21 protein-coding genes and 1 tRNA gene are annotated in these 18,337 nt (G+C 63.1%); 10 read left to right on the top strand and 12 right to left on the bottom strand.

The features are described 5' to 3' along the window. Positions 1-179 precede the first annotated feature (179 nt). From AAIH46_RS10955 to AAIH46_RS10940, 4 genes are all read left to right on the top strand, one after another. Positions 180-1,676 (top strand): CoA-acylating methylmalonate-semialdehyde dehydrogenase, encoded by a 1,497-nt coding sequence (locus tag AAIH46_RS10955; protein WP_430305892.1) that lies wholly within the window; start codon positions 180-182, stop codon positions 1,674-1,676. A gap of 193 nt (positions 1,677-1,869) precedes the next feature. After that, positions 1,870-2,337 (top strand): iron-responsive transcriptional regulator RirA, encoded by a 468-nt coding sequence (gene rirA, locus AAIH46_RS10950; protein WP_430305891.1) that lies wholly within the window; start codon positions 1,870-1,872, stop codon positions 2,335-2,337. Between the two features lie 131 nt (positions 2,338-2,468). Then, on the top strand, positions 2,469-3,497 hold the full coding sequence (locus AAIH46_RS10945) for an AbrB family transcriptional regulator (protein ID WP_430305890.1): 1,029 nt from the start codon (positions 2,469-2,471) through the stop codon (positions 3,495-3,497). A gap of 420 nt (positions 3,498-3,917) precedes the next feature. Next, entirely contained in the window at positions 3,918-4,595 is a 678-nt protein-coding gene (locus tag AAIH46_RS10940) for a TetR family transcriptional regulator (RefSeq protein ID WP_430305889.1), read from the top strand. Between the two features lie 24 nt (positions 4,596-4,619). On the opposite strand, the gene AAIH46_RS10935 is transcribed toward AAIH46_RS10940, so the two are convergent. After that, positions 4,620-5,927 (bottom strand): NAD(P)/FAD-dependent oxidoreductase, encoded by a 1,308-nt coding sequence (locus AAIH46_RS10935; RefSeq protein WP_430305888.1) that lies wholly within the window; start codon positions 5,925-5,927, stop codon positions 4,620-4,622. Between the two features lie 14 nt (positions 5,928-5,941). Next, positions 5,942-7,189, bottom strand: a complete 1,248-nt coding sequence (locus AAIH46_RS10930; RefSeq protein WP_430305887.1) for an NAD(P)/FAD-dependent oxidoreductase — start codon at positions 7,187-7,189, stop codon at positions 5,942-5,944. A gap of 175 nt (positions 7,190-7,364) precedes the next feature. On the opposite strand from AAIH46_RS10930, the gene glf reads away from it, so the two are divergent. The 3 genes from glf (at position 7,365) to AAIH46_RS10915 (ending at position 9,680) form a co-directional block, all read left to right on the top strand. Next, a complete protein-coding gene (gene glf, locus AAIH46_RS10925; RefSeq protein WP_430305886.1) occupies positions 7,365-8,513 on the top strand; it encodes a UDP-galactopyranose mutase in 1,149 nt (382 codons plus the stop codon). A 139-nt stretch (positions 8,514-8,652) separates the two neighbouring features. After that, on the top strand, positions 8,653-9,474 hold the full coding sequence (locus tag AAIH46_RS10920) for a manganese catalase family protein (RefSeq protein ID WP_430305885.1): 822 nt from the start codon (positions 8,653-8,655) through the stop codon (positions 9,472-9,474). Positions 9,475-9,545: 71 nt separating this feature from the next. Then, positions 9,546-9,680, top strand: a complete 135-nt coding sequence (locus tag AAIH46_RS10915; RefSeq protein WP_430305884.1) for a hypothetical protein — start codon at positions 9,546-9,548, stop codon at positions 9,678-9,680. A gap of 46 nt (positions 9,681-9,726) precedes the next feature. On the opposite strand, the gene AAIH46_RS10910 is transcribed toward AAIH46_RS10915, so the two are convergent. Next, the gene (locus AAIH46_RS10910) at positions 9,727-10,002 is read right to left on the bottom strand and encodes a hypothetical protein (RefSeq protein WP_430305883.1); all 276 of its coding nucleotides are present in this window, start codon (positions 10,000-10,002) and stop codon (positions 9,727-9,729) included. Between the two features lie 17 nt (positions 10,003-10,019). Then, positions 10,020-10,511 carry a sigma-70 family RNA polymerase sigma factor gene (locus AAIH46_RS10905; protein WP_430305881.1) on the bottom strand — a complete coding sequence of 164 codons (492 nt, stop codon included), beginning with the start codon at positions 10,509-10,511 and terminating at the stop codon, positions 10,020-10,022. 327 nt (positions 10,512-10,838) lie between these two features. On the opposite strand from AAIH46_RS10905, the gene AAIH46_RS10900 reads away from it, so the two are divergent. Further along, a complete protein-coding gene (locus AAIH46_RS10900) occupies positions 10,839-11,213 on the top strand; it encodes a hypothetical protein (RefSeq protein WP_430305880.1) in 375 nt (124 codons plus the stop codon). A gap of 137 nt (positions 11,214-11,350) precedes the next feature. On the opposite strand, the gene AAIH46_RS10895 is transcribed toward AAIH46_RS10900, so the two are convergent. The 4 genes from AAIH46_RS10895 to AAIH46_RS10880 all read right to left on the bottom strand — a co-directional run bounded on the left by AAIH46_RS10895 (position 11,351) and on the right by AAIH46_RS10880 (position 12,508). Then, complete coding sequence (locus tag AAIH46_RS10895) at positions 11,351-11,575, bottom strand: hypothetical protein (RefSeq protein WP_430305879.1); 225 nt, start codon at positions 11,573-11,575, stop codon at positions 11,351-11,353. A gap of 42 nt (positions 11,576-11,617) precedes the next feature. Then, positions 11,618-11,857 carry a 30S ribosomal protein S21 gene (gene rpsU, locus AAIH46_RS10890; protein ID WP_430305878.1) on the bottom strand — a complete coding sequence of 80 codons (240 nt, stop codon included), beginning with the start codon at positions 11,855-11,857 and terminating at the stop codon, positions 11,618-11,620. A 47-nt stretch (positions 11,858-11,904) separates the two neighbouring features. Then, a complete protein-coding gene (locus AAIH46_RS10885) occupies positions 11,905-12,183 on the bottom strand; it encodes a cold-shock protein (protein WP_430305877.1) in 279 nt (92 codons plus the stop codon). Positions 12,184-12,298: 115 nt separating this feature from the next. Beyond that, positions 12,299-12,508 (bottom strand): cold-shock protein, encoded by a 210-nt coding sequence (locus AAIH46_RS10880; RefSeq protein WP_430305876.1) that lies wholly within the window; start codon positions 12,506-12,508, stop codon positions 12,299-12,301. A 601-nt stretch (positions 12,509-13,109) separates the two neighbouring features. Here AAIH46_RS10880 and AAIH46_RS10875 point away from each other — a divergent pair. Continuing rightward, the gene (locus AAIH46_RS10875; RefSeq protein ID WP_430305875.1) at positions 13,110-14,543 is read left to right on the top strand and encodes an aldehyde dehydrogenase family protein; all 1,434 of its coding nucleotides are present in this window, start codon (positions 13,110-13,112) and stop codon (positions 14,541-14,543) included. Between the two features lie 115 nt (positions 14,544-14,658). Here AAIH46_RS10875 and AAIH46_RS10870 read toward each other — a convergent pair whose 3' ends face one another. Beyond that, positions 14,659-15,783: a glycosyltransferase gene (locus AAIH46_RS10870; protein WP_430306539.1), complete on the bottom strand. Its 1,125-nt coding sequence runs from the start codon at positions 15,781-15,783 to the stop codon at positions 14,659-14,661. A gap of 199 nt (positions 15,784-15,982) precedes the next feature. On the opposite strand from AAIH46_RS10870, the gene AAIH46_RS10865 reads away from it, so the two are divergent. After that, entirely contained in the window at positions 15,983-16,801 is an 819-nt protein-coding gene (locus AAIH46_RS10865) for a bifunctional allantoicase/(S)-ureidoglycine aminohydrolase (RefSeq protein WP_430305874.1), read from the top strand. A gap of 185 nt (positions 16,802-16,986) precedes the next feature. On the opposite strand, the gene AAIH46_RS10860 is transcribed toward AAIH46_RS10865, so the two are convergent. From AAIH46_RS10860 to AAIH46_RS10850, 3 genes are all read right to left on the bottom strand, one after another. Then, on the bottom strand, positions 16,987-17,337 hold the full coding sequence (locus AAIH46_RS10860) for an ethanolamine utilization protein (RefSeq protein ID WP_430305873.1): 351 nt from the start codon (positions 17,335-17,337) through the stop codon (positions 16,987-16,989). Positions 17,338-17,590: 253 nt separating this feature from the next. Continuing rightward, positions 17,591-17,664 (bottom strand) — tRNA-Gln (locus tag AAIH46_RS10855). Positions 17,665-18,080: 416 nt separating this feature from the next. Next, on the bottom strand, positions 18,081-18,293 hold the full coding sequence (locus AAIH46_RS10850; RefSeq protein WP_430305872.1) for a hypothetical protein: 213 nt from the start codon (positions 18,291-18,293) through the stop codon (positions 18,081-18,083). Positions 18,294-18,337 lie beyond the last annotated feature (44 nt).

Raw genomic sequence — 18,337 nt, 5'->3', positions numbered from 1 at the left:
CCGATCGCCCCTCGTCTGCAACGCGTGACCCTCTCTCCGTCTTGTTGGAACAGGTGAGGGCTGCATGACAGGAAGCGGTTGGACTTCAATTTCTGCACAACGGATGCTTAACCCAGCGCATTGCCTTGGGCAAATCGAAGTGTAAGCTCGGCTCAAGCATGAAGACGGAGGAACCATCCATGTACCAGATCGGGCACTTCATCGGCGGCAAGCATGTCGCAGGCACGTCCGGCCGCAGCCAGCCGATTTTCAACCCCGCCACCGGCGAAGCGCAGGGCGAGATCGCGCTTGCCAGCGCAGCCGAGCTCAACGCCGCTGTCGAAAGCGCCAAGGCGGCGCAGCCGAAATGGGCCGCCACCAACCCGCAGCGACGCGCCCGCGTGTTCATGAAGTTTGTCCAGCTCTTGAACGACAATATGGACGAGCTTGCCGTGATGCTGTCGAAGGAGCATGGCAAGACGGTCGAGGACTCGAAGGGCGACATCATCCGCGGCCTGGAAGTCTGCGAGTTCGTCATCGGCATCCCGCATCTGTCTAAGAGCGAATTCACCGAAGGCGCCGGCCCGAGCATCGACATGTATTCGATCCGCCAGCCGGTCGGCATCGGTGCCGGCATCACGCCGTTCAACTTTCCCGGCATGATCCCGATGTGGATGTTCGCCCCGGCGATCGCCTGCGGCAACGCCTTCATTCTAAAGCCGTCGGAGCGCGATCCGTCGGTGCCGATCCGGCTCGCCGAACTGATGATCGAGGCGGGCCTACCGGCCGGAATCCTCAATGTCGTCAACGGTGACAAGTCGGCGGTCGACGGCATCCTCACGCATCCGGATATCGCAGCCGTCTCCTTCGTCGGCTCGACGCCGATCGCCCGCTACGTCTATGGCACCGCGGCGATGAACGGCAAGCGCGCCCAGTGCTTCGGCGGCGCCAAGAACCACATGATCATCATGCCGGATGCCGATCTCGACCAGGCTGCCCAGGCGCTGATGGGCGCCGGCTACGGTTCGGCGGGCGAGCGCTGCATGGCGATCTCGGTTGCCGTTCCGGTCGGCGAGGAAACCGCCAACCGGCTGATCGAGAAGCTGACGCCGATGGTGGAAAGCCTGCGCATCGGTCCCTATACCGATGAGAAGGCCGACATGGGCCCGGTCGTCACCAAGGAAGCCCAGCAGAAGATCCTCGGCCTGATCGATAGCGGCGTCGAGGCCGGCGCCAAGCTCGTCGTCGACGGTCGCGATTTCAAGCTGCAGGGCTATGAGGACGGCTATTTCGTCGGCGGCTGCCTGTTCGACAACGTCACGCCCGACATGGACATCTACAAGACCGAGATCTTTGGACCGGTTCTGTCAGTCGTGCGCGCCAAGAACTACGAAGAGGCGCTCGATCTGCCGATGCGCCACGAATACGGCAACGGCGTTGCAATCTACACCCGCGATGGCGATGCCGCCCGCGACTTCGCCAGCCGCATCAATATCGGCATGGTCGGCGTCAACGTGCCGATTCCGGTACCGCTCGCCTACCACTCGTTCGGCGGCTGGAAGTCATCCTCCTTCGGCGACCTCAACCAGCACGGCACGGACTCGATCCGGTTCTGGACACGCACCAAGACGATCACCTCGCGCTGGCCGTCGGGCATCAAGGACGGTGCCGAGTTCGTCATGCCGACGATGAAGTGATCGTCTGCAGCACGTCTCTGATGGATTGGGAGGGCGCCTTGCGGGCGCCCTCCGGCGTTTCAGGGATGCTCGACGGCGCGGTATCCACAGCCCCCCGCCTGGTGGGATAAGCTGACGACGATTTTCATATTTTGGAATTGTTCAAAACTTCCGACAGGCTTATATAAGGTTAAATCGAACCCAGGAGCGACGCATGCGTTTGACCAAGCAGACGAACTACGCGGTGCGCATGTTGATGTATTGTGCGGCCAATGAGGGCAATCTCAGCCGCATTCCGGAAATCGCGCGCGCCTATGGCGTGTCTGAGCTGTTTCTGTTCAAGATCCTCCAGCCTCTGACGAGAGCCGGTCTCGTCGAAACCGTCCGTGGGCGCAACGGTGGCGTCAAGCTCGGCCGTGCCGCCGAAAAGATCACCCTGTTCGACGTGGTCAGGGTCACCGAAGACAGCTTCGCCATGGCCGAATGCTTCGAGGATGGTGCGGTGGAATGTCCGCTGGTCGACAGCTGCGGCCTGAACGCTGCGCTGCGCAAGGCGCTCAACGCCTTCTTCGACGTGCTGACGCAATACTCGATCGATGATCTGGTCAAGGCGCGTCCGCAGATCAACTTCCTGCTCGGCCTCGATATCCTGCCGGCCCGGCCGTACGCCATCCCTGCCTGATCGACGGCTTCACGACGCGGCGCGGCGCGGACGGCTTTCACGCTTGACCGCGCCTGAGGCTCGCCTCAAGATCTGACCTTCCGAATCGCAGATACAGCCTTAAAGCCCGTGCGCGGGCGGTCCCCCGCACGATGTCGCCGCAGATAATCCTTCCCTACATCTCCACATTGCTGCTCGGCTCCGCCGGTGCCTTCGTGGCATCCTATCTCGGCCTGCCGGCGCCTTATCTGGTCGGCCCTTCCGCCTGCGTCACGCTGGGCGGGCTTCTCGGGCTGCGGCTCGCTGTCCCGGTGCTCCTGCGCAACGCCGCCTTCCTGTCCGTCGGACTGTCGATGGGCTCAGGCGTCACGCCGGAAGTATTGCAGGCAGCCGCCGCCTGGCCGGCAAGCTTTGCCATGGTGCTGGTCACCACGGTCCTGCTGCTCTTTGTCGCCTACCGCATCCTGCGCAGTGTTTTCCACTACGACGGTGTCACTGCGATGCTCGCCGCCTGTCCGGGCCACCTCAGTTATGTGCTGAGCCTTGCCGCCGGGATGAAGAGCGATCTGCCGAGCGTCGGCATCATCCAGAGCGTCCGGGTTCTGGCGCTCACCCTTCTCGTGCCGCTGATCGTCGAGGTGAACGGCCTGGCGACGAGCGAGACGCTGGGCTTGCCGACCGCGGTCGGGCCGTTGCCGCTCCTGCTGATGGCGCTGCCGGCCGCCATCCTCGGCTTCGGGCTGCTCAGGCTTCGCGTGCCGGCGGCGCTGCTGGTCGGCGGCATGCTCGTCTCCAGCTTCGCTCACCTCGGCGGGCTCGTGACCGGGCCGATCCCGCAATGGCTGCAGATCCCCGTCTATGTCGTGCTGGGCAGCATGATCGGCACGCGGTTTTCCGGTGTCGCGCTGGCCGACCTGCGCCGTGCCCTCGTCGCCGGCATTGCCGTCACCGTCCTTGCCGGTTCCGTGTCGGCATCCATGGCGCTGCTGGTCTCGACCGCACTCGACGTGCCGCTGGCCGCCGCGCTGATTGCCTTCGCGCCGGGCGGTCTCGAAACCATGGCTGCCATGGCCGTCATCATGCACGCCGATCCGGCCTATGTCGGTACCCATCACATCCTGAGACTTGTCTTTCTGTCGGTGCTCATGCCGCTGGTGCTGGCACGCCGCAGCAGATCCTAATTCTTACCCGCGAAAAACTATATTCCTTGTATAGGATATTCGCTCCGTACAGCAGTTGAACAAGCGTACAACATGAAGTACTGACGGAGAACAGATCAGTCGATCCGGCTTCTATATCGAACAAATCCGGTTGACTCACATTGCGAATGAACGTCCCATACAACCGCGGCAGGATAGCAAGCGGATTGGTTGAAGGACTGCTGTTTTTATACTGCTGGTAGGGCATGTCGGGTGCCTATGTGCCGGACATGTTCGTTTCCGGCCTGCATTCAACAAGCCAGCCGGCAGCTGGCTCAAGTTTTTGAAAACAATGTTTGCGCCGCCTCACATCTGGCGGCATGCGGATCGCGGGGGCGGTCTGCAGTCGAGGAGCAGGCGATGCGTGGCATCGTCCTCCTCGGTTCAAGGGGAGTGGGACGCATGAACGGTTTGGTGGTCGGAGCGCGTGGTGCGGGCGATGCGGCAAGGGGAACCGGCCTGCGCCGCATTCCCAAGCAGGATCGCAGCCGGGGACGCATCGACGACATCCTCAACGTGGCGATGGATCTCATCGGTCGCAAGGGCATCGATGCGGTGACGATGAAGGAGATCGCCAGCCTGTCGGGCGGGCCGATCGCGTCCGTCTACCAGTACTTTCCCAACAAGTCGGCGATCATCGCCACCCTCTACCAGCGCTACATCGCCCAGGTGAAAGCCCTGGTGATCAACGGTCTCGTCGATGTCCGCAGCGAAGGCGACATCTGTCGGGCAACCGATGCGATGATCGACCTCTATGCCTTTTTCGTCCGCGGGCATCCGGCGGTGCAGGACCTGGTCAATGCCATACAGGCCGACAAGATGCTCGCCGACATCGACATCTCCGAGACCCGTTTGGTGGCCGCGATGTTCTGCGAAGCGACCGAAGGCTTCATCGACAGGGACCTGCGCGAGCGCTACCGCTGCACGGCCTTCACAATGTGCCACCTGACCGTCAGTCTGGTTCGCCTGGTTTTGAAGGTACCGCCGGAAGAGGGCGACCGGATCATCAGCGACTACAAGGCCTCGGTACGCGCCCAGATCGGCATGTTCGTCGGACACCCGGCCGAGCTGCCTGCCTGACATCCAGGCAAACCGGTCCATCGCTCAGACGCCGAACCGGTCGCGCAACCCGTACCACCAGGCGCCGAGAACCGTCAGCGGCACGCGCAGTACGCGGCCGCCGGGAAAGGCGAGGTTGGGCAGCGAACTCCACACAGCGTAGCGTTCGGCATGGCCGGCGACGGCTTCGCCGAGGATCTTGCCGAGCAGATGCGTCGTCGTCACGCCGTGGCCGCTGTCGCCATGCGAGAAGTAGACGCTGGGTGAGAGGCGCCCGACATGCGGGATGCGTGTCAGCGTCAGGGCGAAATTGCCGCTCCAGGCATAGTCGATGCGGACATCCGAGAGGTTCGGGAAGGTCTTCAGCAGCTTTGTGCGGATGAGGCCGGCAATGTCTCGCGGGTCGCGTCCGCCGTAGCCGATCCCGCCGCCATAGAGGATGCGGTTGTCTTCCGTCCGCCTATAGTAGTCGAGCACGTAGTTGGCATCCTCGACGCAGGCATTGGCCGGCAGCAGCGCCTGCGCCCGCTCTTCGTCAAGCGGCTCGGTCACCGCGACCTGGCTGGAGACCGGCATCATCCGCCCGCTGATTTCTGGAAACTGCGGTCCGAGATAGGCATTGCCGCAGATCAGCACGTAGCGGCAGGAGACGCTGCCGGCTGCGGTGCGGACGCGGTTGCGCTCGCCAGCTTCAAGCCCCGTCACACGCGAACCTTCGAAGATCTGGCCGCCTTGTCGCTCGACGGCGGCTGCTTCGCCAAGCACCAGGTTCAACGGATGCAGATGGCCGCCCAGCCGGTCGACCAAGCCGCCGACATAGCGATCGGTGGCCACGTAGCGGCCGACGTCGCTGCGGCCGACCATCTCCAGCCCGGGGTGGCCGTGACGTTGCCAATGCGCCTTGTGCGCCTCCATCTCGCGCATCTGCTTGTCGGTGAAGGCAGCAAAGAATCCGCCGTCGGCCAGCGCGCAGTCGATGCCGTAGCGCGCCACCCGTTCGCGGATGATCGCGCCGCCCTCCAGCGACATGGCGCCGAGTGCCGCGGCCTTGTCGGCACCGTAGCGGCTGGCGATCGTCTCGAGGTCGCGGCTGTAGCCGTTGACGATCTGCCCGCCGTTGCGCCCGCTGGCGCCGAAGCCGATGCGCTCGGCCTCGAGCACGACGACCTTGTAGCCTCGCTCGACCAGTTCGAGCGCTGCGGATATGCCGGTGAAGCCCGCGCCGACGATGCAGACATCGGTTTCCATGTCGCCGTCGAGCGCAGGCCTGCGCCGCCTGTCGTGAGCGGAGGCGGCATACCACGAGGCGGCATGGCCGGGATTTTGCGGAAACGACGCGGCGTTGGAAGCCATGGCGGGCGTGAACCTCAGATGCGGAAGCGGTCGGGGCGATAGGCGGTGGTGTCGATGAACGGCGTCTCGCCGCAGATCATTTCGGCGACGGCGCGGCCGGTCACTGGACCGAGCGTCAGGCCGTGATGCGCGTGGCCAAAGGCAAACCACAGGCCGCGATGCCGCGGCGCCTTACCTATCACCGGCATCATGTCCGGCGTGCAGGGGCGGGCACCCATCCACGCCTCCTTGTCCAGCCGGTCGCCGAGCGGAAATACCGTCCGCGCCATGGCTTCGGCGCGCTGCAACTGCACCGGGGTCTTCGGCGCATCGCGCACGGCAAACTCGGCGCCGGTGGTCAGCCGGATGCCCTGGCGCATCGGTGCCAGCAGGTAGCCGCGCTCGGCATCCATGATCCAGCCGTTCAGCACCGCGTTGTTGCGCGTCCCGTAATGCATGTGGTAGCCGCGCTTGACCCCGACGAGGAAATCGTAGCCGAGCGGTCTGGTCACCGTGTCCGACCAGGGGCCGAGAGCCACGACGACATCCTTGGCTTCCACCCGCCCGGTCTCGGTCATTACCGACCAGCCGGTCGCGGTCGGCTGAAGGCTTGCGGCATCGCCCCTGGCGAGGCTGCCGCCATGCCGCTCCATCAGCTTCACATAGGCCAGCGTCAGCCCGTGCGGATCGACCACCGACCAGGGATCGTTCCAGCGCAGGCCGCCGACGAAATCGCCGCTCAGATGCGGCTCCCGGTCGGCGAGCTGACGTGCATCCAGCGCTTCGAAGGAAAGCCCGTAGTCCTGCTGCAGCCGTCCCGCCTCTCGGAGTTCGCCGTCGCGTTTTGCATTGGTGCGGAAGATCTCGGTCCAGCCTTCCTTGCGGATCAGGTGGCCGGCATCGGCAGCCTCGACCAGGGCCGCGTGCTCGGCAATCGAATGTTCGATCAAGGGTGCATAGGCGCGGGCGATCACCTTGTGGCGGCTGACGTTCGAGTTCCACCAGTATCGGCTGAGAAATCTCGCCACCGAAGGCAGCGCCCGTGCATGATAATGGGCATCAATGCGGTTGTTCAGCGCATAGCGCAGGATCATGCCAATCTGCTGCGGAAAGCCGTAAGGCACGACGCCCTCGCGCTGGATGAGGCCGGCATTGCCGTAGGAGGTCTCCTCGCCGGGGCCGCGCCGATCGACCAGCACCACCGACTTGCCACGTTGCGCCAGGTGAACGGCGGTCGACACGCCGATGATACCGGCGCCCAGAACGATTGCATCTGCTGTCATGTCTCGCCTGTCTGTCTCGCTGGATTTGGCACAACGGCTGGCCGGGCGCCTCTGGAAGGGTGGAAAGCCGGCGCCGCAAGGGCCGCGCTAGCCTCGTATTCTAGGGGATGAAGAACTGAGTCTGTCCAGACCACGCCGTTTGATTCGAACCATTTTCAGCCGAAGAGCGCCGCTTATGAGCCTTGCAGATTACGACCTCATCATTGTCGGCGCTGGTTTTTTCGGCGCCACCATTGCCGAACGGGCAGCCAACGAGCTCGGCAAGCGGGTGCTGATCATCGATCGCCGCCGCCATATCGGCGGCAATGCCTATAGCGAGAACGATCGCGAGACCGGCATCGAGGTGCATAAGTACGGCGCGCATCTGTTCCATACGCCGAACAAGACCGTCTGGGATTATCTCAACCGGTTCACCGCCTTCACCGATTACCGGCACCGCGTCTTCACCAGCTATAACGGCCAGGTCTATGCCATGCCGATCAATCTCGGCACCATCTGCCAGTTCTTCGGCAAGCGCATGAGCCCCGCCGAAGCGAGAGCGCTGGTGGCCGGGCAGGCCGGCGAACTGGGCGACCGGGCACCGCAGAACCTCGAGGAGAAGGCGATCTCGCTGATCGGCCGGCCGCTCTACGAGGCGTTCATCCGCGGCTACACGGCCAAGCAGTGGCAGACAGATCCGCGCGAGCTGCCGGAATCGATCATCACCCGCCTGCCGGTGCGCTACAATTTCGACAACCGCTACTTCAACGATCCCTACGAAGGTCTGCCGGTCGACGGCTACACGGCCATCTTCGAGCGCATGCTCGACAATCCGCGCATCGACGTGCAGCTCAACACCGACTTCTTCTCGGTAAGGGGAGAGATCCCGGCCGGCAAGCCGGTGGTCTATACGGGGCCTATCGATCGCTACTTCGATTACCGTGCGGGCGAGCTCAAGTGGCGGACAATCGATTTCGAGGAAGAGGTCGTGCCGGTGGGCGACTTCCAGGGCACCGCGGTGATGAACTACGCCGACGAGGACATTCCCTACACCCGCATCCTGGAATTCCGTCACTTCAATCCGGAGCGCGATTACCAGAAGGACAAGACGGTGATCGTGCGTGAATACTCGCGCTTCGCGACACGCGCCGACGAGCCCTATTACCCGATCGATACAGCCGAGGACAAACGCACCTATCTCGCCTACCGGGAACTGGCTGGCCTGGAGAAGGACATCATCTTCGGGGGGCGTCTCGGCACCTATCGCTATCTCGACATGCACCAGGCGATCGGCGCCGCGCTGAAGAGTTTCGAGACCGAAGTCGCCCCGCGCCTTGCTGGCTGAGCGGCCGTCTCGCCATCTCACCGTCTTCGACCAAGGGGCCTCGCGGCCCCTTTTTCGTTCCCGGGGCAGGTCTGCCGCAAGCGGGAACTTCTCCGGCAAGCTCTTGTTCGACGGCGGTCAGATCTTGAAGGAGACAGCAATGTTTTATACCGACGGCAAGCTTCAACACCCGGTTCGCGTCGATAAGGCCGATCCGCTCTTCGCCCGTGCTCTCCAACAGGCAATCGGCGGGATCGAGGGCGAGATCCGCGTCGCCATGCAGTATTTCTTCCAGGCCTGCGGCGCGCGTGGAAACCCGAAATTCCGCGACCTGCTGATGAACACCGCGGCCGAAGAGCTGGGTCATATCGAAATGCTCGCGACAGCGGTGGCCCTCAATCTGGAAGGCGCGCCGCTCTCCGAGAAGGAGGATGTCGCCAAGGACCCGGTCGCCAGCATGGTGCTCGGCGGCATCAACATGAAGAACATCCTGTCGTCCGGCCTGTCGGCGATGCCGATCGATTCCGACGGCGTGCCGTTCAACATGTCGCATATCTATGCGAGCGGAAACATCGCGGCCGACATGACGGCAAACGTTGCAGCCGAATCCACCGGCCGCGTCCTGGCGGTCCGGCTGTTCAACATGACCAATGACGCCGGCATGAAGGACATGCTGTCCTTCCTCATTGCCCGCGATACGATGCACCAGAACCAGTGGCTTGCAGCGCTCGAAGAGCTCGGCGGCCATGAAGGCGCCTTCCCGATCCCCAACAGCTTCCCGCAGGCGAAGGAAAAGGGCGAGTTCTCCTACGCCTTCCTCGGCTTCCAGACGGATGGCACGATCCCGGAAGGGCGCTGGTCGGAAGGCCGCTCGGTCGACGGAAAGGGCGATTTCACCGCAGCTCCGATGCAGCCGCTCGGCCAGAAGCCGAACCTCGGCACCGCCAAGCCCAACAGCGGCGCGCAGGCTGAGCAGATGTGATCAACGGTTCTCTCCGGCGGTGCCGATGCGCGCCGCCGGAGAGAAGATGCTTTTCCTTGGGGAATGGTTCGATGAACAACAGATGGATCCTGCTCGCCGTGATCGTCCTGGTGGCGGCAGTTGTCATCCTCGGCCTGCGCTCGCTGGGCACGAGCGACGATGAGCCCGGACAGCAGCCGAGCCCGCATGCAATCGAGCAGCAGTGACAGCCGGAAACAGTGCCGGCCAGCAGCCAGCATCAAGTGACAGGCTTCAGTCCTGTGAACGATCGTCCTTGCGACGGTTGGCTGCCGCAGGCACCGGGTCGCTCGCTTTCACCAGCGCGTCCGGTCCATTGGCAAGCGACCCATCCGGCTTTCCGGCACCCGATGCGCCGGCCTTGATCATCCGATCCGTCGCCTCTTCCTGCCGATCTTTTTTGGGGTCCTGATCTGCGGTCATCGGCACATCATCCTCTTTTTGTCCCTGCGCCTTGCGGTGGAGAAGCCAGCCGAAAAAGGCGAGGACGTATCGATCCTCGCCTTGCAATTTGGCGGCCGGGTCGCTCAGTTGAGTTGTTCGGCAAGCTGTGCGCGAGCGCGGTTGACCCGGCTCTTGATGGTGCCGACGGGGCATCCGCAGCGTTCGGCCGCGGCTTCGTAGGATTGGCCCTGCAGCAGGATGATGTCCACCGCGTCGCGATAGTGCTCCGGAAGGTCCAGCATCGCCCGGTGGAACTCGTGCGCCCGCACGGACCACTCCTGTGGCGCGTTGACGGTCGGGCGGGCGGACGCGCAGTCGTCCAGGCCGACTGTCTCGCGTTTCGCCAGGCCGAATTTCGTGCAGAAGGTGTTGCGCAGGATCGTGAACATCCACGATTTCAGGCTGGTGCCCTCCTGAAACTTGTCGAGATTTGCAAGAGCGCGCACCAGCGTCTCCTGTACGAGATCATCCACGTTGCTCGGGCTGCGATCCAGCCGACGCGCGAATGATCTCAGGGCCGGGATGAGTTCTATCATCTCCGCCCGCACACGATCGTTTCCGGCAATATCCGTCATGATGTCTGCCTCTCTGTCCCAATGGGAAAGGAACAGGCCGCCACAGCTTTTGTTCCTGACCCGGCGCGCTTAATGCCCGGAATCCGCCAGTCTGTTTTCTACCGTACGGTGCGGAGCGCCAACGGTTCCATTTCAGCGGTTTTTCAACGCGGTGACAAGGTTTTTCCGACATTTTGTCGTCTTCGCATGGAAGAGGGCGGACATCAGGAAGTTGTAGCGGAAGAACCTCTACGTTCCGCGCGTTCGCGGGTTTGTGAAGACAGGTGCCGCGCCGCGTATGGAACGACCGGTTGTCCGGCAGGTTTTCCCGTTCGAAGGAGTACGCACATGTCATCTCTCAGGAACAGTCAGACCGTCAATCTGCTCGGGATCACCGCTGGCGCCTTGAGCACCCTATACGTCGCAGGATCTCTGACGCTGGCAAGCGCTCAGGACGCAGGTTCGTCCGGCGCAGCGCAGCCGCAAGCGGGACAGCTCGGCGAAAAATGCGTCGTGCCGCCACAGAGCAAGTCCGGGCGAACAGCGCAGCCGAGTGCGGGTTCCTCGACCACCCAGCTTTCCGATTGTGGTGGAGTGCTGACGCCGCCGGCTATGGGCGATGGCGAAATGGTCGAACCGGCGCCGTCCGTCGGCGAGACGCCGGTCATTCGCCCGCAGGAAGTCCCGCCGAACGGCGCGACCGGACAGACGAAGCAGCCATGAGTGAGGGGAGGGGGATAGTGGGGAGGAGAGACTGGATCCGGCCGAAGCCGGTTCACAGCGGAGGCTGATCCACCACCGAGGATGAATCGGCCATGGCGCAAGGTGCGCCCGGTAGTCGCCAGCCGGAGCAAAGCTCCTCAGGCTGGCCGCTTTCGCTTCGCCTTGACGGCGGGCTTTTCAGGCGACGTCTCTTCTTCCGCGACTTTCTTCAGCCGCAGTGCCTTGAGGCGTTCGGTCTTCTTCAGGCGAGCCACCAATTCGGCATCGATGATGGCCCGAGCGACGTGATCCGTCGCTTCGGCCTTGTCACGAGCCGACGGTCGAGTGGTCTTGCCGCCGGGTTGTTCCTTCATCGCAGTCATGGAGATCCCTTCCAGGGATGACAGGAAACCTGTCGCGTCCCATCAACGGGCGGGGCGAACGGCCTTCTTAGGCATGGGCAGAAGTCCTTCGCGCTGCATCTTCTTGCGAAGCAGCTTCCGCTGGCGGCGGATCGCTTCCGACTTTTCGCGCGCCCGGCGTTCGGACGGCTTTTCGTAGGACTTGCGGGCCTTCATTTCACGGAAGACGCCTTCGCGCTGCATCTTCTTCTTCAGCACCCGAAGTGCCTGGTCGACATTGTTGTCTCTGACTAGAACCTGCAAAACATCTCCTTTGGGCACGGCCACTCGGCCATTGTGCGTTTCGTTGCTTATTTGCCGATCTTCATGGACGTGGGGTTGAGCCACGACTTGCCCTTGGCGGGCGAGACGGTCTTTTCAACGTGTGCCGAGCGCGTAGAGCGCTCTCGATCGATGTCGGACTCAACGATCCGACGTTCAAATGTTTCGCCATCGAACCGAATGCGATACTGCACGTGGCCGTAGGCGGCAGGCAGAACGGCGGAGATGCGGCAGTTGCCACTCGGGACCCCGCTCTGGGCCGTTTTCAGGACGATCGTGTCGCCGACGGCAAAGCTGGGTGCGCCCATGTCTTTCTCCGGTTCCGGATGCAAAACAAAAAGGCCGGGCGTTACCCCGACCTCTTCCAGTCATTCAAACCGATGCGCCGCCAGTACATCCGTGGTCGGCATCGGCGAATAACAATTAAGCAGCCCGCAGGTTGTCTGCCGAGCTCTTGCCCGAGCGCTTGTCCTGCACGATGTCGTAGCTGATCTTCTGACCATCTGCGAGTTCGCGCATGCCAGCACGCTCAACAGCGGAGATGTGGACGAAAACGTCCGCGCCGCCGTTATCAGGCTGAATGAAGCCAAAACCCTTGGTGCTGTTGAACCACTTTACGGTGCCCGTATTCATAACGATCTCCTAATCAAATCGTTGAAAGTTTTCCCGCGGCGACTGCGCACGGGATCGATGTTTGAAAGGAAATCTGACAGAGCGCCTTAGCTCTCGGACAAAGTCACGACCAAGTTCGATGAGCCCAATTTAGCCGTTTCACTGAAGAATGCAAGAATGTTTGAAAATAAAATTTCTCAAAACTGCCGAATTGACGTTCTCGCTTTTCTCTAAGCCGCTGTTTTCGCGGATTGATTGGGATTTCTTCGCTTGCCCCGGTCTGTCGTCTGGACGTCTTCGAATCATGCCATCTATGCTGCCGATTTGCCGCCACCGGCCAGCCGAAGAGGTCTTATAAAGCGCCGGATCGATCTATGTCCTCGTTCTACAGGCATGGAAGGGGAAGGGGAAGAGATATGGCGAACGCCTCTTGATCCCGGGGGCTGCCAACTGCTTTAACGGGCGCGTCGTTCTTTCCGGGCGCACCTCCCTTTTGCAGGAGCGGTAAGCGTCGGAAGCCGATGACGTCAGCGGCCATTGGGGCCACGCGTTTCGAACAGGCGGATGTTGCGCTGCCTGGCTTTAGAAGATCACGCTCGGACGTTTGTCCAAGGGAGGCACAATGACCATTCATCAGAACCTGATTGCCGGCGACTGGGTCGGCGGCGACGCGTCGGAAAACATCAATCCGTCCGACACCAAGGACGTTGTCGGCCTCTACGCACAAGGCTCCGCCGAAGATGCGCGCACGGCGATTGCCGCCGCCAAGGCCGCTTTCCCGGCCTGGTCCCGCTCGGGCATCCTCGAGCGTCATGCGATCCTGAAGAAGGCCGCCGACGAGATCATGGCGCGAAAGGACGAGATCGGCCGCCTGCTGTCGCGTGAAGAGGGCAAGACTTTGCCCGAAGGCATTGGCGAGACCGTCCGCGCCGCACAGATCTTCGATTTCTTCGCCGGCGAGGCGCTGCGGCTGACCGGCGAGGTCGTGCCCTCGGCGCGTCCCAACATCGGCGTCGAGATCACCCGCGAGCCGCTCGGCCCGATCGGCATCATCACCCCGTGGAATTTTCCGATCGCCATTCCCGCCTGGAAGATCGCCCCTGCGCTCTGCTACGGCAACACCGTCGTCTTCAAGCCGGCCGACCTGGTTCCCGGCTGCTCCTGGGCGATCGTCGACATCCTGCACCGGGCCGGCCTGCCGAAGGGCGTGCTAAACCTGGTGATGGGCCGCGGTTCGGTCGTTGGCCAGACGATGCTCGACAGCCCCGATCTCGCCGGCATCACCTTCACCGGCTCCACTGGCACCGGCAAGCGCGTGGCCATGGCGTCCATTGAGCATAACCGCAAGTTCCAGCTGGAAATGGGCGGCAAGAACCCGATGGTCGTGCTCGACGATGCCGATCTCACCGTCGCCGTCGAAGCCGCCGCCAATTCCGGCTTCTTCTCCACCGGCCAGCGCTGCACTGCCTCGTCGCGCATCATCGTCACCGAAGGCATCCACGACCGGTTCGTTGCGGCGCTGACCGACAGGCTGAAGTCGCTGACCGTCGACAATGCCCTGAAGGCCGGCACCCATATCGGCCCAGTCGTCGACGAGAAGCAGCTGAAGCAGGACACCGATTACATCGATATCGGCAAGGGCGAAGGCGCCCGGCTGGCCTTCGGCGGCGAACGCATCGAGCGCGAGACGCCCGGCTTCTACCTCGCCCCGACGCTGTTCACCGAAGCCACCAACGACATGCGCATCTGCCGCGAGGAAATTTTTGGACCGGTGGCCGCCGTCATCCGCGTCAAGGATTACGACGAGGCGCTGGCCGTTGCCAACGACACGCCGTTCGGCCTGTCTGCCGGCATCGCCACCACCAGCCTCAAGCACGCGACGCACTTCAAGCGCAATTCCGAAGCCGGCATGGTGATGGTCAACCTGCCGACGGCGGGCGTCGATTTCCACGTACCGTTCGGCGGCCGCAAGGCATCGTCCTTCGGCTCGCGCGAACAGGGCAAGTATGCGGCTGAATTCTTCACCGTGGTGAAGACCGCCTACACCCAGGCCTGACCGCATAGCCCAGCCGGATGCCGGCGGGGCTATGCCCAATCTCCACCTGAACATGCAGCCGGCGGGTGAGAACCCGCCGGCTTTTCTTGTGGCGGGCAGGCAGCAAGAGGCCGCGTCAGCCGTGGGTCTGGTGCCGGTCCAGCATGCCGCGATAAAGCTCGGCATAGGCATCGGCCATCCGGTCGGCCGTAAACATCGCCAGGTACCGCTGACGCGCGGCTCGACCATATTGGTTGGCAAGCCCGTCATCCTGAAACAACCGCTGCATGGCAGCCGCAAGCGCTGCCGGATCTGCGGGCGGAATGACGATCCCGGTCTCGCCGTCGCGGTTGACGAAGCTCGTGCCTGTGCCGATCTCGCAGGAGATCATCGGCCTTGCGCGCATCGCCGCCTCGACCAGCGACAGGCCGAAGGCCTCGGACCGCAGATGCGACGGGAAGACCAGCCCGACCGAAAGATCGATGATCGCCAGCTTGTCCTCATCGGGCAGGCTGCCGAGGAAGTGCAGGTTGCGGATGCCGCGGCGCTCCGCCTCGGCCTGGTAATCCTCGCCATGACCGTCACCGATCAGCACGACATCGACACCGGACTGGCTTGCCGCCTCGATCAGGATGTCGATCCCCTTATAGTAGCGCAGCACGCCGACGAAGACGAGAAAGCGCGGCGGCAGGAGCGCGCGCCAGCGGTTTCGCGTCTCCTCCCGCACCGTCGGGTATCCCGCCTCGTCGAGCCCCAGCGGAATGATGCTGACCTTGTCCTTGAACGCCTGCAGCACCGGGCTGGATGCGAGATAGTTGGGGGAGGTGGCAACGATCCGGTCGACGCTGCCGAGGAAACGGTTCATCAGCGGCTGATACAGCTTCAGCAGCGTCTTCTGCTTGACGATGTCCGAATGGTAGGTGACGACCGACGGCTTTCCGCCACCGATTGTCAGGTGGACGATGTCCATCAACGGCCAGGGAAAGTGATAGTGGATGATGTCGGCATCGCGGGCGAGCCGGCGGAAGTGGCCGAAAACCTCGCGCGACAGCCCGGTGGAGGCGATGTCCAGGTCGAGCTTGGCCTTGTGCGCCATGTGGCCGTCGAGCGCGACGGAATTCTTGGCCGGATCGGCACTCAGCGACAGCACTTCCGAGCGGATGCCGTGGCGTTCGGTGCCGCGGCTGATCGCATGGATTGTGCGCTCGACCCCGCCAAACGTGTCGGGCCAGTAGGTCTTGAAGAAATGGAGAACCTTCATCGGCGCCATCTGCGCTCCTGCCTCAACGATTTGGCATCTCCTAGACAATTCCCCGGCGCCGCGCCACTGCCGATCTGCCCGCCCGGTTTGCCGTTGGTTCGAGTGGCTGGTTTTCCGTTGGCAGGCTGGCGACACGGCGATAAGAGACGAACAAGGGGTGCGGCCGGTTGGCGGTCCGCGAGCGCAGTGGAGTGACGGTATGCAGAAGACACGGCTTTATGCGGGAATGGGCGGCCTTCCGGGCCAGACGGAACTGCTGTCCAGCAAGGCTGTCTTCACCGAGTCCTATGCAGTCATTCCGCGCACGGTGATGACCGATATCGTCACCAGCCTGTTGCCGCACTGGAATGCCGCCCGCGCCTGGATCATTGCCCGCCCGATGACCGGTTTTTCCGAAACCTTCGCCCAATATATCATGGAGATCGAACCGGGCGGCGGCAGCGACCGCCCCGAGCCCGACCCGCTGGCGCAAACAGCGCTCTTCGTCGTCGATGGCGAGATGACCATCACGTTTGAAGGCAGGCCTCAGTCGCTGCGCACCGGCTCCTTCGCCTACCTGCCGGCTGGTTCCGCCTGGAGCGTCGCCAACACCGGCAGCCGCCCGGTAAAGTTCCACTGGGTCCGCAAGCGCTTCAAGAAGGTCGACGGACTGGAATTGCCACCGGCGATCTTCACCCGTGAGGACGAGCACCCGGTCTCGCTGATGCCGGGTACCGATGCCTGGGGCACGACGCGTTTCATCGATCCGGCCGATGTCCGTTACGACATGCACCTCAACATCGTCACCTTCGAGCCTGGCGGCACCATACCCTTCATGGAAACGCATGTGATGGAGCACGGTCTCTACGTGCTGGAAGGAAAAGCCGTCTATCGCCTCAATCGCGACTGGGTGGAGGTCGAGGCGGGTGATTTCATGTGGCTGCGCGCCTTTTGCCCGCAGGCCTGCTATGCGGGCGGCCCAGGTCGCTTTCGCTACCTGCTCTACAAGGACGTCAACCGTCACGTCGACCTTTGGTAGGCGAGGCGGACAGGGATCCGGCGCACCTGCGCCAGGCCGTCGGCCCTGTGCGCAGCCGTCGCCGTTGCAGGCTTCATACACGTAGCAGGCAGGCGGCCATGGGTCGGCGTCAATAGATAGTCGCTCCTCGCCATGCTCTCGTTCCTTGGCCGCTTATCTCCTGTCCGCGCAAGGGTCAGAGCTGGCTAGGCCTCCGGTGACTGCCAGTGCGGGTAGGTGACGTAGGCTGTCACGGCACCTTGGGCGTGCGACCGGATGATGACCTTCTCACCCTTCGGCATGTAGACGATTTCGCCCGGGCCGGCGGTGACGGTGCCCGAGTCCGTCGAGACCGAGAGCTGACCCTCGAGGATCACCATCGTATCGTGGACGGCAAGCGTCTCCTCGATGCTCTGCTCCGGGCCATAGCGGCCAAAGCCGATGGTCACCGGCCCGCCGTGTCGCTGGTCTATGACGTTGCCGGCGAACACCTCGCCATCCTGCCCGGGCGATCGCTCGAATGATGCATCTGCAACGGCAAACTTTAGAACCCTCATGGCATGCCTCCTCTACTGCAGGCATTCGACAGCCCGCGACCGTCAACGCCTGAAGCGCGATCGGGTTCGGCGCGGGATGGTCACGAGGAGGAGTTGACACGCCGGAGGTTTAGTTCGTCAGCTCTTGCGGCATCTCGCAGACCGGCATCTCGCAGACCGGCATCTCGCAGACCGGCATCAGGTCGCCAATGATGCCACAACGGTATCCGGCGCGACTGGAAAATCAGGGAGCGCAGCGGCTTTTCAGGAGAATTGGCTGGGGAACCTGGATTCGAACCAAGATTAACGGAGTCAGAGTCCGTCGTTCTACCATTGAACTATTCCCCAATCCTGCCGTGCCCGGAGGCTGACGGATCGGTGCGGCTGGATCTCCCGGTTTAAGGAGAGGGGCAACGCGCAAAAGTCGCTGCCCAACCGCTTCGTGGGCGCCTTGTACCAGATTCCAATCCTCGATCAAGAGCCCAGTGAAGACTTTTTCGCGGGGCCACGCGGCCTGGCTCGGCAAGCGGCTGCGGCGCGGTTCTCGCAAGCCTTTGTCGCGTCGTCCGGCGCCGTGATGCTCGCCCAGGCGACGTGGCATTTCCGTGTGTGACAAAGCCCATTGGCGAAACCGCCTGCGGCTGTTATCTTCATGGCAACGAAACAGATAGAGCCGCTGCGAGCCTCGTTGCTCTTGCGCGGCCAGATGGAAAAGACCCTTGATGAACCCCGACAGCGGCGAAAAGCCGCCCGAAGGCGGGGCGTCAGCAGCAGGGCGACCGGGTGGCAAGCCCGGCCGTCGCCGAAAGGCGAAGCGGAGCGGCAAACAGCCTTCCGCCGACACGGCTGCGCGTGGAGCGGAAGCGGCGCAAGCCCGCGATCCGCAACGCCCCGACGCCAGACAGGACGATAGCCCCGTCCGCAAGCGCAAGCGGCGGCGGTCGCGTGGTGGCGACCGCAAGGGCGGTCACGGCCATGCCGCCCATAATCCTGTAGCCCGTGAGCCGCTAGACCCGAAACA

The organism is Rhizobium sp. 0TCS1.26, from assembly GCF_050455525.1.
GTDB lineage: Bacteria > Pseudomonadota > Alphaproteobacteria > Rhizobiales > Rhizobiaceae > Neorhizobium.
The sequence above is the reverse complement of the archived record's forward strand: the minus strand, read 5'-3'. Positions and strand labels throughout refer to the sequence as shown.